13 protein-coding genes are annotated in these 15,455 nt (G+C 35.6%); all 13 read right to left on the bottom strand.

The genetic code is table 11. The features are described 5' to 3' along the window. Positions 1-3: 3 nt before the first annotated feature. The 13 genes from BCR21_RS00530 to BCR21_RS00470 all read right to left on the bottom strand — a co-directional run bounded on the left by BCR21_RS00530 (position 4) and on the right by BCR21_RS00470 (position 15,335). Positions 4-3,309, bottom strand: a complete 3,306-nt coding sequence (locus BCR21_RS00530) for a GH36-type glycosyl hydrolase domain-containing protein (protein ID WP_069644578.1) — start codon at positions 3,307-3,309, stop codon at positions 4-6. Positions 3,310-3,323: 14 nt separating this feature from the next. Continuing rightward, entirely contained in the window at positions 3,324-5,486 is a 2,163-nt protein-coding gene (gene bglX / locus BCR21_RS00525; RefSeq protein WP_276204458.1) for a beta-glucosidase BglX, read from the bottom strand. An 11-nt stretch (positions 5,487-5,497) separates the two neighbouring features. After that, a complete protein-coding gene (locus BCR21_RS00520; protein WP_069644576.1) occupies positions 5,498-6,328 on the bottom strand; it encodes a carbohydrate ABC transporter permease in 831 nt (276 codons plus the stop codon). A gap of 14 nt (positions 6,329-6,342) precedes the next feature. After that, positions 6,343-7,227, bottom strand: coding sequence for a carbohydrate ABC transporter permease (locus BCR21_RS00515; RefSeq protein WP_069644575.1), 885 nt, complete (start codon positions 7,225-7,227; stop codon positions 6,343-6,345). A gap of 116 nt (positions 7,228-7,343) precedes the next feature. Beyond that, positions 7,344-8,585 (bottom strand): sugar ABC transporter substrate-binding protein, encoded by a 1,242-nt coding sequence (locus BCR21_RS00510; protein WP_069644574.1) that lies wholly within the window; start codon positions 8,583-8,585, stop codon positions 7,344-7,346. A gap of 287 nt (positions 8,586-8,872) precedes the next feature. Then, a complete protein-coding gene (locus BCR21_RS00505) occupies positions 8,873-9,562 on the bottom strand; it encodes an alpha/beta hydrolase (RefSeq protein ID WP_069644573.1) in 690 nt (229 codons plus the stop codon). Positions 9,563-9,892: 330 nt separating this feature from the next. After that, the gene (locus BCR21_RS00500; protein ID WP_069644572.1) at positions 9,893-11,047 is read right to left on the bottom strand and encodes an MFS transporter; all 1,155 of its coding nucleotides are present in this window, start codon (positions 11,045-11,047) and stop codon (positions 9,893-9,895) included. A gap of 37 nt (positions 11,048-11,084) precedes the next feature. Next, on the bottom strand, positions 11,085-11,399 hold the full coding sequence (locus BCR21_RS00495) for a carboxymuconolactone decarboxylase family protein (RefSeq protein ID WP_069644571.1): 315 nt from the start codon (positions 11,397-11,399) through the stop codon (positions 11,085-11,087). A 29-nt stretch (positions 11,400-11,428) separates the two neighbouring features. After that, positions 11,429-11,836: a cupin domain-containing protein gene (locus BCR21_RS00490; RefSeq protein WP_069644570.1), complete on the bottom strand. Its 408-nt coding sequence runs from the start codon at positions 11,834-11,836 to the stop codon at positions 11,429-11,431. 40 nt (positions 11,837-11,876) lie between these two features. Further along, positions 11,877-12,860 (bottom strand): aldo/keto reductase, encoded by a 984-nt coding sequence (locus BCR21_RS00485; protein ID WP_069644569.1) that lies wholly within the window; start codon positions 12,858-12,860, stop codon positions 11,877-11,879. 265 nt (positions 12,861-13,125) lie between these two features. After that, positions 13,126-13,434, bottom strand: a complete 309-nt coding sequence (locus BCR21_RS00480) for a hypothetical protein (RefSeq protein WP_069644568.1) — start codon at positions 13,432-13,434, stop codon at positions 13,126-13,128. Between the two features lie 4 nt (positions 13,435-13,438). Then, entirely contained in the window at positions 13,439-13,825 is a 387-nt protein-coding gene (locus tag BCR21_RS00475) for a hypothetical protein (protein WP_139125563.1), read from the bottom strand. Positions 13,826-14,183: 358 nt separating this feature from the next. After that, entirely contained in the window at positions 14,184-15,335 is a 1,152-nt protein-coding gene (locus BCR21_RS00470; protein ID WP_069644566.1) for a hydroxymethylglutaryl-CoA synthase, read from the bottom strand. Positions 15,336-15,455: the final 120 nt, after the last annotated feature.

The following is a 15,455-nucleotide window of genomic DNA, read 5'->3' as shown; positions in this document are numbered from 1 at the left end:
CTCCTAACAAAAAATATCTAGTTGGTTTTCTTTCTTATCTAAGCAAGTAATAAGTTCGCCTAAGGAAACAATATAACCGCCTTGACGATAAAGATTTTCTTCTCGTTTAATAGACAGCTCTGTTCCGTTTGCTATCACAGCTTCTTTTTGACTACCCAAATGAAATATAATTTGGACGTCTTTGTCAGCAATTTGATACTGCATTGTCAAGCCATCTAATTCTTTCGGTAAAACTGGATCAAGAATCATATTTTCTTTATCTTCCCGAATCCCTAAAACATTGCTCAACAGTTGATTCATGTAAATTCCTGGACCACTCGAATAAATCCGCCAACCACCTTTAACACCAACACTGCCATCTTTTAGTTTACCAAAATTTTCTTGCGCATCATATCTAGTTTTAAAATCACCATCAGAACTACTAAAATAAACATTGGCTTGACGGATTTCGGCATTTTCGACATGGGCTTTTATTTGAATCGGATTAATAATGTTCAGGGCTCGCCACGTTTCATCGGCTTTGCCAAGTTTAGCCATTGCTTCTGTGAAACGAATGTGAGCATGAACATACTGCAAACCAATTTCACGACCGAAATTAGCTGATTGTTCTGCACGTTTAAAGTTTGTACTGACACCGCCCTTATAGGTTGCTGGTCGATTCATCAAACGAACACCGTCAGGAAATTGTAAGTGCTCTTTAATAATATCATAATGATGTTTGGCTTGTTCTGCTGTTAATAATTCAGCGATCATGCTGCGTGTCATTGGCAGTAAACGATATTGGATACCTGTTTTTTTATCTGTTGGATGAATCATAAATTCCACATGCTCCGTATCTTCCATATAAACAAAACCAGGAATCGTTTCACTCGCTAAAATATACTTTTCAAAGTCTTTTTTGATATTGGCGGCTAATTCATGTAAATGCTCACCATATGCAGTATCTACTTCCATTAGTAAGTTGGATAATTTATTCACGATTTGATACGTTAGTGCAACCGTCCAGCTACTTGCCATATATTTTTTCAACTTATTATCATAGGGTTGTAACGTATCATCCCAATCGCCGTCGCTATAACAAGACAAATACGTTCCTTCTAAAAAGTTGTTTTCAATAAATTGAATTTCTTTTTTCACATGCTCAAATAATGTGTGTGTCTCTGTTGTTTTTAAGAAGGTTGTCCGATCTGTATACGGAATTTTTTCCTCTAAAATACTGAAATCTTTTGTTTTAGCTAAATAGTCAGCCACAATCTTCATTGGCCAAACGATCACATCGCCATGGCTTTCATCGGCTTTTTGCTTTTCATAACGATCAAACATGAACCACTGCGGCCAATTGCCATCATCTTCAAATTGATTTGCATAAACATTTTTAATAATCGAATGGACAACTTCTGGTCGATTAACAGCAAAGAAAAACTCTGTTGGTCCTTGTGAAACATCTCTTGTTCCCCATGCAGCACCGCCATATTGCTCTAAGCCGTGAGGAGAAAGATAATGCACCAACATATTATGTGTATACCAGCGCGACAAGATATTTATTGAGTCAACTTCTTCCGATTCATGTGCTAACTGGAAATTATTTAATAGTTCGTTTACAAAACCTAAAAATTGCTCATTTTCTTTTTCATATGTGGTAGTGACCGTCTGAAACGGTTCTCCAGTCAAACTACCTTGGATAGACATAGAAAATTCGGTTTGTTCTTCAATCACAAAAGTAGTCAAAATTTCTGCAGACTTAGTAGATAAAAACAAACGTTCATCAGTTATTTCAAACGGTTTATCTAGTGAAAAATAATAGCTTAAATCAGGATATTCTTCATGAATCACAGACTCTGACGAAGCCTTTACCGTTACCAATTCGTTCACTTTAGTCACTTCATAAGTAGGCTCTTCTTCTTCAGCATTCATCACCAATTGATTGGTTACAGCAAATGTATATTTCAAGCCTTGCTTACTTATCACTTCTGTTCGGATTTCTTTAGTATCACACAACGTAAACGTTCTCACCGTAAGTATATCATTGTCTAATTTATAATACCATGTAGCGGAGTATAATCCCATTACAAATGCAGAAGGCATGGTCAATATACGCCATTTTTCTGCTTCTTTGATATAAATTCTTTGTCCAGATTGTTTCATGATATTTAAGGAATTACGGCTATTACTCATTAATTTGTTCATGGTTGTGTTGCCTAAAACGATTTGTGAATTGAAAAGACCATACATATAAACGGTTGTGCTTAATACCGGATGTTCTACATCTAGCTCTCTTCCGCTTAATAAAATATGCCCATGTGCTCTTTCCATTGCAACTTCTTTTTCTTTCAAAACCACATGATGGTAATCATCGGTAAAGAAAGAAGCCACTTTGCCATCGATTGTTTCGACTAGATTTTGATTAGGAAATAATTTGTCACGTTCTTTATCTGTTAAAGTTTTACCGGTAATTGGTTTCCCTAGTTTTTTTTCACTAGTCGTTTCTTGCTCGTCAATTTGCTCGAATCTCAATGCATCATACTCGTTTTGGACATCTGCTTTCGAAATAAGTGGCTCTTGAATAACTGTTCTTTGATCGTCTATTGCTGCTCCATAAAAAATGATTTTTGTCTCTTTCTCAGTTACTTCGTAGGTTCTAGTCTGTAAAGCGATGTAGGCAAATTCGTATTGATACACTTCGTTTGCTAAACATGCTTGTTTCAGAGCTTTGGCTTGATTTGTCTCTTTATACTCACGACCAAAAAATTGATAACCATCCGTAGAAAAAGCAACCAAAGGGTTCAAACTTCCTTGTTCAATCACTGGAAACTTTCCTTCTTGCGGCTGATTTTGTCGAGAAGAAATAATGATTGCTTCTTTTTCTTTCGAGACATGATGATCCACATATTGTGACATATACGCTTCATTTGATCGAACAGCACCTTTTGTCGCATTACCGATATCTTGACCAGAAATGACATCGATTTTCTGTCCAGAACCTGTCAATGTCACCTGCCAAAACCAACTACCTGTTTCAGATAGTTTAAAATCAACCTGGTAAGATACGCCTAAAAAGTTACCAGTCCAAGTTGCTTGTTCTTTGCCAATTTGGAATTTACTGGCTGAATTTGATCCGATCATGGGTATACTCTGAATGTCATTTTCATCGCAAACTCTTAAATAGAGCTGATTACAACTTCCATCCAATGCATTTCCATTCAGTTGGTTGATCATTATATTTCCATGCATGATTTCATAAAGATCGCCTGTTTTTAAAAATGAGACTGATGTCCCACCGTTTTCAATTGTTCGTTTTTGATGCGTCATCTCACTCTTCCTATCTATTTCAATAATTTGAACGTTTTTGTTATGACATCTCTACTGTTTGAACCAATCATTACATCAAAAGTTCCAGCATCACTAGTAAGAGCTTGGTCACTATGAACATAACGCAAAAGTTCTTCTGTAATCGTAAATTGAACATTCTTTTTTTCATGTGCTTGTAACGTTACTTTTTCAAACCCTTTTAATTCCTTAACTGGACGAACTACTTCACCAATTTGATCTCGAATATATAATTGAACCGTTTCCTCACCAGAAATATCTGATTGGTTTTCTACAGTAATCGAAACTGTAATTGTTTCATCTGGTTTCATTTCATTTGAGCTTAATTTAAAGTCAGTACAGGCAAATTCGCTATAACTTAAACCAAAACCAAAGGGATATTTTGCAAAATTTGAAACATCTAAATACTTAGTCTCATATTTTTCTTCTGATCCTGGTTTGTACGGTCTGCCTGTATTGTCGTAATTATAATAAACGGGTACTTGTCCCACCGTTTCTGGGAACGACATGCTTAAACGAGCACTTGGATTATATTCTCCATATAGAATATCGGCTAATGCTGCTCCACCTTCTGTTCCTGGGAACCACGCCTCAATGATGGCTTTTGCTGAATCGATTCCTTGAAGATCTAATGGACGACCATTATATAAAGTCACAATGATATTGTCATTTACTGCTTGAATAGCATCGAATAAATCTAGTTGTGCTTGTGGTAAGCGAATGTCACTACGACTTGACGCTTCCCCACTCATCCAGTCTTCTTCACCAAGAGCTAAGACAACTTTATCCGCTTCTTTGGCTAAAGCTACCGCTTCTTCGATGGCAGCTTGACTCGGTTTAAAATAGTCAAACGCTTCTTTTCCAATCACATACTCTGCGTTAAGTTGTTCAACACCTTGTGCTAAAGAAATCGCTTCGTCTTTTTTGCCTTGCCAAGACCAAACGCCGATTACATCATGAGAATCAGCAGCAGGTCCCACAATTGCTACTTTCTCTTGTTTCGATAATGGTAAAATATTCTCGTTTTTTAACAAGACGATTGATTTTCTCGCAATATCTCTCGCAATAGCACGATGCTCTTTTGATAAAACAACCTCTTTTTCTAATGTCACATCGGCTCCTCTATGGGGATTTTCAAATAAACCTAAGTCATTTTTCAGTGTAAGAATCCGCAGAACAGCTTCATCTAATATCGATTCAGCAACAATATTTTCTTCGATCAGTTCTTTTAAGTTTTCGGTATAACACGTTGTCATCATTTCAATATCAACGCCGGCTTTGATTGCAAGTTCAGCGGCTTGTTTTTTATCTGCTGCTACTCCATGAGGAATCAACTCGATGACCGCTCCCCAATCGGAAATGACTACTCCATCAAAACCGAACTCTTTTCTCAACACATCTCTAAATAACCATTTATTCCCAGTTGCTGGAACGCCATCCACCGTGTTAAAAGAGGTCATGACTAATTTTGCGCCAGCATCAAGTGCTGCTTTATAACCAGGTAAATAACTATCTCGCAGTTGTCTTTCGGACATATTGACTGTGTTGTAATCGCGGCCTCCTATTGCTGCACCATAAGCCGCAAAATGTTTGACACAAGCCGCTACACGGAAGAAGTCATTTTTCAGATCATCACCTTGGTAGCCTTTAACGAATGCTTCGGCAAATCGACTATTTAAAAAAGGATCTTCCCCAGTTGATTCCATCACACGACCCCATCGTGGATCACGAACCAGATCGACCATAGGTGAAAATGTCACGTGTAAACCTGATACAGCCGCTTCTTTCGCTGAAATTTCAGCAACCTTTTTAGCTGCTTCAACATCCCATGAACTACCCAAACCAAGCGGAATTGGAAAAATCGTACGGAAGCCATGAATAATATCCGCCATTAAAATAGTTGGAATGCCTAATCGGTTGTTTTCCATATAAGCATTTTGTACTCGGATGGCCTCTTTTGCACCTGAAATTCCAAGCGTTGTCCCAGCGTTATTAATATCTTCATGCGTTAAACCAAGATTCGTCATTGGTCCTGTTTTCTCTTCTGCCTTTTCAGAATAAAATTCTGCAGCTAATTGAAGTAATTGACCCACTTTTTCATCTAATGTCATTTGCTCCAGTAAGTCCGTTAATTGCTTTTGCTCCATGTTTATAGTCACCTTTTCTTTTATTATTTTATTCCAGAAACGTTAAATCCCTGTAAAATGTATTTTTGGAAAATCGAGAATACGATCAAAATTGGAATAACCATAAATGTCGCTCCCGCCATTTGTAAAGCATAATTGGAACCATGCTGTCCTTGTAAAAGTTGTAAGCCAACAGATAATGTATAATATTTTTCATCATTCGCGATGATCAATGGCCATAAGAATGAGTTCCAACCGCCGATAAAGGTCAAAATCCCTTGAACTGCTAAAATTGGGCGACTCACTGGTAAAATAATCTTAAAAAAGATATACCATTCACTGGCTCCATCAAGTCTTGCAGCTTCAAGCATTTCATTTGAAATAGTATTCATAAATTGCCGGAATAGAAAAATTCCAAATGCACCAGCTAGCCCAGGCAAAACGATCCCAATCAAGGTATTCGTCAAACCAACCGAGTTCAACAATAAATACACTGGAATCATCGTTACTTGGCCTGGAATCATCATTGTGGCTAATACCATCAGAAAAAGTCCGTTTTTCCCTTTGAAATCAAATTTAGCAAAACCATAGCCTGCCATGGCGTTTAACAACAATCCGACAAATGAACATGCTGTGATGATCAACGTATTTTTAAGATAGGTTCCAAAATTCAATCTGAAAAATAACTCTTTAAAATTATCGAATGTCGCATCCTTTGGAAATAAGCTAGGCACGATTTGATTGATTTCCGCATTGGTTTTAAATGAAGAAAAAATCATCCAAAGAAATGGGAAAAAAGTCATGATTCCAAGAACGCCTAAGAGGATACCGATAAAAAGCTTAAAGCTCATTTGCGCATTTTTATGTGAATTCATCTCGTTCTCTCCTTTTATCCTTCATTTTCTTTTTGTTTTGTTTGGATTTTCATTTGGATACTTGTTACGATAATAATCGCGATGAATAAGATCACAGAGCCTGCTGCTGCATATCCAAATTTATTGTATTGGAAGCCTCTTTGGTAAATAAATAACGCAACGGATAACGTACTATCTAACGGACCGCCTTTGGTCATAACGAATGGTTCATCGAAGAATTGGAACCAGCCGATCAAGGTCGTGACCGTTACGAAGAAAATTGAAAATTTCAATAATGGTATCGTGATTTTTAAAATTTGTTGCCATTTATTTGCCCCATCGATTTCAGCTGCTTCATAATATTCTTTTGGAATCCCTTGAATCGCGGCTAAAAAGATCAACATATTCAAGCCAATTGCTTTCCAAACTGCTATGATAATTAACGAAATTTTCGATGTACTTGGATCGGTAAGCCACATAATCGGCCCAACGTTTAGATACGATAATAAATGGTTTAATAAGCCAATTGTTGGATTATATAAATACATCCAGACAACAGATACAGCTACCGTATTTGTAATTGAAGGGCTATAGAACACTAAACGCATAAACGAGAAAAATTTATTTTCCCCAAAATTGATCATAATAGCTAACGCTAATGAAGAAATAATGACGAGTGGCACACCGATAACAACATAATAAGCAGTATTGAACATCGCTTGCCCAAAGACTTTATCATTAAAAATATTTAAATAATTGTCTAAGCCAACAAAATTGATCCGAGAAAAATCGGCTAACCCTGCTAAACTCATATCTGTAAAACTGATGGTTACAGCGATAAAAATCGGTATGATTGAAAAAACCACTAATAATGCAACGGCTGGAGCAATAAAAAAATAAGGTGATTTTGATTTTTTCATGGTTTCGTTCCTCCTTACAAATCAATAAAAGGAACAAAAGACAAGTTTACATTTACCATTCACTAGCTGCATGATCGATAACATATTCTAGCCTTTTGTTCCTTCACTCCTTAAGATTATTTAATCAAGCTTTCCGTTTGCTCATTTAGCTCATCCATTGCGTCCTGAAGATTTTTTCCGCTCACAACGACTTGTTCCCATTGCTTCATAAAGTTTTGAGAGATTTCATCCCATTGTTTTAATAATGGCATCGGTTGTGATTCGTTTAGTTGTTCTCCAAATACTGAAATCAATGGGTCATTTTTGAATACATCTGAATTCCATGATTCTTTATTGGTTGGAAGTGAATTCGTACTTTCAAAAAACTTGGTTTGATTTTCAGGTTTTGAAAGATATTCAATCAATTTCATCCCATCATCTTTTTTCTTAGAACTACTAAAGACTGCTAAATTGGCTCCGCCAGTCACAGACATATTGTTCACAGGTCCTTTCGGTAATTCAGCCACACCCCATTTTCCATCGATATCAGGTGCTGAATCTTTAATGACATTGATCATCCATGGACCACTGATAAACATTGGCACAACACCTTCACCACCAAAACTTTGCCCAATCTCTAACCCTAAATCTGTTTTTGGTGCAGAACCATCTTGCACTAACTTATCTAAGAATTTTAAAGCATCTACCATTTCAGGTTGATTAAATAGTGGCTTATTCTCTTTATCAAATAATTTCGAACCGTTTTGACGAGCGAACATAAAACCAAATGTTGGCTCTTTTAGTTCTACACCAAAGCCATATTTATTATCACCGCGAGCTGCTAGTTTTTTCGCTGCATCTGCCAATTCATCCCATGTTTTAGGTGCTTCTTTGAAGCCAACACTTTCTAACAAATCTTTTCTATAATATAATCCGCGGGTTTCTGTGTACCATGGGACTGCATAGGTTTGACCGTCAAATTGCGTTGTTGCAACAGAACCGTCAAAGAAATTATCGGATTTCATGACATCACTTTTCTTTACATCATCCGTTATATCCAACAACGCACCGGCATCAACAAATTCACTCATATAGGTGGTACCCATTTGTACAACATCTGGACCTTCTTTAGAAGCTACTGCAGTTAGTAATTTATCTCTTGAAGTAGACCACGGAATACTTTGGATTTTAACTTTGATTCCTGATTCCTTCGTAAATTCATCTACAATTGGCTTGATTCCCTGATCGCCATCACCCATATACCAAAATGTTAGTTCACCTGAAGCGCTTTCTTTATTTCCCGAAGAACATGCTGCCATGATACCTACCGTTGCAAATAAAGTTGTTCCTAATAAGCAAATCTTTTTCCATGATTTCATACTTCCACTCCTCAATATTTTTAGTGAAACGTTTCTATAAAAATGATTATATTACTGGTTTCGAATTAAAGCAAGCGTTTTCTTATCCTTTTAGACTAAAAAACACTAACATTCATAACGGATATAATCGAAACGTTTCACCGAATGCTCGATATATATACTTTCTGCGGTAAAAAAACACTATTAAAATTTATTCAAAAATAAATAGAAAAAATCCTGATTATAAGTTTTTTCAACTTACTTAATCAAGATTTTAGCTAATTTGAACTATTCACCTAAAATAGAAATTATTTGTGAAGAATAAATTTCTTTACATCTTCAGCTGCAACATTCTTATTTTCTCCTAAAAATAATTGATGCCTGCCATTTTCATATATTTTCAAAGAAACTTTTGCCTTACTAGCTTTCGCAAGATAATATGCGCTTTTATAGTATGTCGTTTCATCCTGTCTATTTTGTAGAATAAGCATTTTTTTATCCGTTGTTGATGGGATTCCTTTTTTCATTTTTTTCTTTGTATTTTGAAGTAATGACAAAAATTGGTAGCAGGAACGGATTGATGCTGTTTTGGCTGAACTAAAATAATAATCTAATTTTTCTTGTTTTTTAAAAACTACACCTTGCACAAGATCTTGGATAATCACATGAGCATTATAAAGATAGATTGGTGTACTACATAAAATAAGCTGATCTACTGACTCTCTCTCTGATACTTGGATTGTCAATAAGCCACCCATTGAAAAACCAATACACGTGATATGTGTATACTGCTCTTCAAGTTCGTCTAATTTATGATTAACATCTGCTAACCATTGGTCTGACGTGGCTCTTGAAAAATTTTGTTTATTTCCATCATGTCCAGTTAATTGGATCCAAAATGAAGAAAGATCACTTTGTTTTAAGTATTCATGTAAATAAAGAATCTCTTTCTCATTGCCACCAAACCCATGAATAATCAATATCGCTCTTTTTTCCATTTTGCCCTACTTTCCTTTAAATAAATGAGATTCATAAAAAACAATCCTCTCATACTAATATAACAAAAAGACCAAAAATTTCTTTTGATCTTTTTGCTTTACTTTATCATTTTACCTTAGTTTAACTTAATTGTTCTTCGTTTTTTTATTAAATTTAATAAAAATTTAGCATTCAACTAGTATGAACAAATCCCAATTTATCTATAAAACCAAGATAACACTGACTTTATCAATCAAATACCAATCGATATAGCTGCCGTTGATTTTTCCGTCGATAGACATCAGAATATGTCAAATAAATTTTGGTCTTTTCATATTTTTATTTATTCCCTAGTTTCTAGCTTTCATTTTTTTCGTTAGAATACTGAGCATCGTACTCAAAGATAACAGAGTCATTATAATCCCTTCTGCAATAAAAATATCAGTATTTTCTTTCGAAGGAAGCATATTTCCTAATATAGAAATTGAAATCGGGGCAAAAGCTGCACCAATATTAAAGCCTATTAAAAGTAAAGAAGTACTTTTTTCTGAGTTCCCTCCTCCATCCTGATTTACCTCATTAAATAAATACGGAATAAATGTACGGAAGGAAAAACCACACAAAGTAACAGCAAATGAAATTGACACTAAATTATGGGAAAAGGCAATCATAAACATCGATATGCCAAGAACAAAAAAAGAAATCGGTAATGTCCAGCTTTTCGTTATTGTAACGATCGACCCAAATAATGCACCTGCAGTCATGGCGCCTAATCCTACCAATGCGATTAAATTACTACCATCTGTTGCATTTCCAAAATCTTTTTCAATTAATAATGAAGTGATTTTCACGGTGACTGACATATAAATAGTTACAACCAAAATCAACAAAGCGATGTAGCCATACGTTGAAGGATTAATTTTTTGATTCTTTGACTCTCTCTTATTTTCCTCACCTTCAAGTGAAACATCTGGAACAAACTGTGAAAACAGAAATAAAATCGGTAAGGCTAACAAATACGCTAAAAATGAATTATGCCAATTCATTACCAGCAATTGACCAACTGTAAATGTAATGACCATCCCGCCAATTCCTTCAAACGCACTTTGAAAACCGATCACGGATGACAGTTCTTTTCCTTGATACATTTTTGCAGCTAGAGAAAAAAGGAGTGGATTAAATAATCCAATTCCGATACCAAATAGGATTCTACTGAAAAAAATAAGCCAAAAGGACTGTACAAATACTGGAAGAATTCCTGCACCTAAAACAATTCCTATCCCGAGTTGAACAGAACGCTTATAGCCAAATTTTCTAGCAAAAATATGGCTAAATGGTACTGTTAAGATGATAAATAAAGAAGGAATCGTGGTGATTAATTCAATCAAAGTAGGATTGATTGCAGGATAAGCGATCATGATCGCTGGAATATTCGCAGCAATGGCTCCACCTGATACGACGAGTAATGAAACAGACAGTAACGAAAGTTTTGTTAGTTTATTCACTGAGTGGTCTCCCTTTTAAGATACGCAAAAATTGTTTTTATTCACCAAAAATTTCTTTTGCCAATGCAAAGGCTGACCATGCTTTTGGCCAACCTGTATAAAAAGCTAAATGAGTGATCAATTCCACCATTTCTTCCTTAGTTACACCATTTTGTTTGGCCATTTTCATATGCGCTTCTAATTGTGGTACACCTTGGGTTAGTAAGCTTGAGCATGTAATCAAGCTGCGGTCACGTGGCGAAAGTTGTTCTTCTCTTGACCAAACTTCTCCGAATAGAATATCATCATTCAATTCCGCAAATTTAGGAGCAAAAGCACCAAGTTGATCTCTTCCTGCTGTTTGTTTTTTCATTAGGTAGGACTCCCATCTTTTATTCATTTTTATAATTGACTATATAATTCATCTGAAACAGGCTCTAACCATTCTGGTGTGCCGGCAGTGATGGCTAGATGTTCAAACCAGCTATCTTTTGCGGCACCGTGCCAATGTTTTACACCATCATGAGTTACGACCACATCCCCAGCAGTTAAAAATTGTACTGGTTTCCCTTCTTCTTGATACCAACCTTCACCACCAGTTACTAATAACAGTTGAAATCCATTATGGTGGATATGCCAATTGTTGCGACAACCAGGTTCAAATGTAACATTTCCGACTCCGACATTGACCTCAGGATCTGCTACTAAATTCTTTAAATAACTTTGACCGATGAAATATTTCGCAAATTCCTCATTCTTTTCTCCTACAGGGAAAATTACACCGTTTTTTACTTCTTCAAATTTTACCATTTTTTATTTCCCCTCTACTTTCATCTATTTATCCGCGTTTTTATTTATGTCCAACAATCACATGAGGAATATAAGGTTCTTCTAAAAACTGCACTTCTTCTTCAGTCAAAATTAAATCCAAAGCAGGAATCGCATTCGTCAAATGACTTTCTTTTGTGGCCCCAATAATCGGCGCCACAACTGGTCCTTTTTGGAGCAACCACGCAAGTGCAACTTGTACACGTTCCACCCCACGCTTTTCAGCAATTTCAGCAACTCTTTCAACGATAATGCGATCTTGATCAGCTGTATTATCATATTTTGACATCGCTGTTTTATCTGTTTCAAAACGCTTAGTTTGTGCGCTCCAATCACGCGTTAAACGACCTGATGCTAATGGACTATACGGTGTAACTGCAATTTTTTGATCTTCACATAAAGGCAGCATTTCTCTTTCTTCTTCACGATATAATAAATTCAAATGATTTTGCATTGAAACGAATTTTGTCCAGCCATTTTTCTCAGCCACTGCCTGTGCTTTTGCAAACTGCCACGCAAACATGGCTGAAGCGCCAATATAACGAACTTTCCCAGATTTCACAACATCATGCAAAGCTTCCATAGTCTCTTCGATTGGTGTATTGTAATCCCAACGATGGATAATATATAAATCAACATAATCCATACCTAAACGTTCTAAACTAGCATCAATTTGATGAAAAATTTCTTTTCTTGATAAACCACCGCTATTTGGAACGTCTTTTTTCATCGTAGTAAATAATTTGGTTGCAACGACGATTTCATCACGATTCGCATACTCATTCAGTGCTTTTCCAAGAATCCGTTCACTTGCACCATACGAATACACATTAGCTGTATCGAAGAAATTAATTCCTAAATCTAGCGCTTTTTTGATTACTTTTTTGCTTTCCTCTTCTTCTAAGACCCATTCATGAAAACCACTGTTAGGATCACCAAAACCCATTGCGCCTAGACAGATTCTCGAAACTTCCATTCCTGTATTGCCAAATTTTACATAGTTCATTGAAATTCCTCCTTGTAATGAATTACTTTTTTTATTGCTAAACATAGTTTACCTCTTAAAGTGAACTCTAAGTCAAGTATTAGAGTAAAAAAAATCTGAAACATGATCCCCTTCATAAAAAAATAGAAGTAGAATATGATTCAGAAATTAATTATCTTAATCGTTTAATATATCAGAAATCCAATGACCAAATTCACACGTTAAATGCAACTGATGCTGTTTAATCATGTAGTTTGGCAAAATACTGGGAAATTTAACTAATGCTTTAAAACGAAAGCCATTTTCTTCTTTTTTTTACTTGATGACGAACACCCCCAATAATGGTGCCATTTTCCAAGCGAGCTGAGCCAGCTGCTTGAACCTTGTAACCAGTAGTTAACGTCGATTTTAACCCTTCTTCATCGCCATAATGTGCAAAAAATCGTGTAGGTAATGGGGATCCACCTGTGACTTCAATAACTTCTTGAATGGTTGGTGCAATACTTTGCAAAACATAATGATCTGGGTTTGACCCGAGATTCATTGCTAAATGAGCTTGACTATTTTCCATCATGATTGCTGTAATTCGTTGCATTACCTCATAAAGGCTCCAAATCGCTATTTGGGACAAAAATTTCTGTAATACTAAATTTTCTCTTCCCTCGTGAAACTTTCGTTGCGATAACAGAGCCAAAATTGCCCAGTGCTGATTTTTTCTTTAAAAGATCACGAAGATGATTAAGCCCTAAACCCATTTTAATTCTTACGATTTCGTTTTGCATTGCTTCGACATTTTTTTGCTTAGTCCATACCTCAAATGATGAATCATCTAAATTATCTGCAATCTTTTTTAAAAATTTATGTGCTGTGATCAAACGTTTGTATTCCCATTCAATCACTTTTTCGGATGGAACAACCATTCCATCAATTTCAAAAATCATTTTATCTATTTTAATCAGTGGTATTCTCCTATCTAAATCTGACAATTAAACAATTATCCGATTTATTTTCTTCTGTCAATTTTTATTATTCCTCTATAACAGGTTTAACCTGTAGCTCAACGTCTCTATTCCTCCTACAGTTAGTCTAATTAACTATAGTCAAGAACATATAAATATGAACTTCTTGCAATCTATAAAAAAGCTGCAACACATCCACTATAAGAGATATGTTACAACTTCAATTTGTAGATGTTTATTATTTTATGAAAAATCCTACAATGCTTATAAAGAATACTTAAAGTTTAGACATTAATTTATCCAAAACAACAATGATTCACGATAAACGGTAAGTCTCCACACTCTCTTAAAGTAGTATCTTTAAACATTTTCTTATTCTTATAGGTTAGTTTTCTTTATACGCTCTAACCGTATTTGAAATAGAAGCGATACTATAAAGAAGCGAATCTTCATACTCACTATCTACATTGGTATCCAAAATATCGTTAAACATCTCTTCATATTCAGCAATCGATAATACTTTGCGGTCAGCCAATTGCGTTTGATGAAGATCCGTAAGCAATTGCGCTTGATACCCTTCAACAAGTGTACCACTAAAAAATTCTGCGACCGTACCAGAACCATAACTAAATAATCCAATTAATTCCCCAGCATTTAATTGACCATTTTCCAATAACGAAATCAAACCCAAATACAAAGAACCTGTATACAAATTACCAACTTGTCGACTATAGAGAATACTTGCTTCATATTTCGTTAAAATACGTTCTTGTGCTTCTGATGACTCGTCTTCCAAAGCGGCCAATAAGGCCTTTTTCCCCATTTTTGTATAAGGAATGTGGAATGCCAACGCATGAAAATCAGCAATCGATTTATTATAGCAGTGTTGATATTCTTTCCAAACTTTTTGAAAGGCTTGGATGTATGTTTCGTTAGATAATTGTCCATCAACCATTGGATAATCATGTCCCACTGGTCGCCAAAAATCATAGATGTCCTGCGTTAAAGCTACACTATCATCATTTAATTGTAAAATTCTCGGATCAGCTGAAACCAGCATAGCAACCGCTCCAGCTCCTTGTGTGGGTTCGCCGCCAGAAGCTAAGCCATATTTAGCAATATCAGAAGCCACAACTAACACTTTGCTTTCCGGATGCGTTTTAATATGAGCTACAGCATATTGCAAGGCAGCAGTTCCTGCATAGCAAGCTTCTTTTATTTCAAACGCACGGGCAAAAGATTGAATCCCTAGCAAACGGTGTAAAACCACTGCAGATGCCTTTGATTCATCAATACCAGATTCTGTTCCTACGATCACCATGTCAATTTGCTTTTTATCTTTATCCGTTAAAATATTTTTTGCGGCATTCGCAGCAAAGGTCACGATATCCTGTGTTTTTTTATTAACAGCCATTTTGTCTTGTCCAATACCAATATGAAATTTATTTGGATCTACCTCTCTTGCTAAAGCTAAATCGGTCATATCTACATAATATGGTGGGACAAAAAAACTAATTTTATCTATGCCAACGTTCATTTTATATCTCCTCTATTATTATTCTCATCATTACATACTATAATTTATCATATAATCAAGTAAGATTGGTAGAAAAAAGGATATTTTAAAATTTGTTAAAGAATTTCAGAAGTTTTTTTA

This window comes from Enterococcus ureasiticus (assembly GCF_001730285.1).
Taxonomy (GTDB): Bacteria; Bacillota; Bacilli; order Lactobacillales; family Enterococcaceae; genus Enterococcus_L; species Enterococcus_L ureasiticus.
This window is presented reverse-complemented; position numbering and strand designations above follow the sequence as displayed.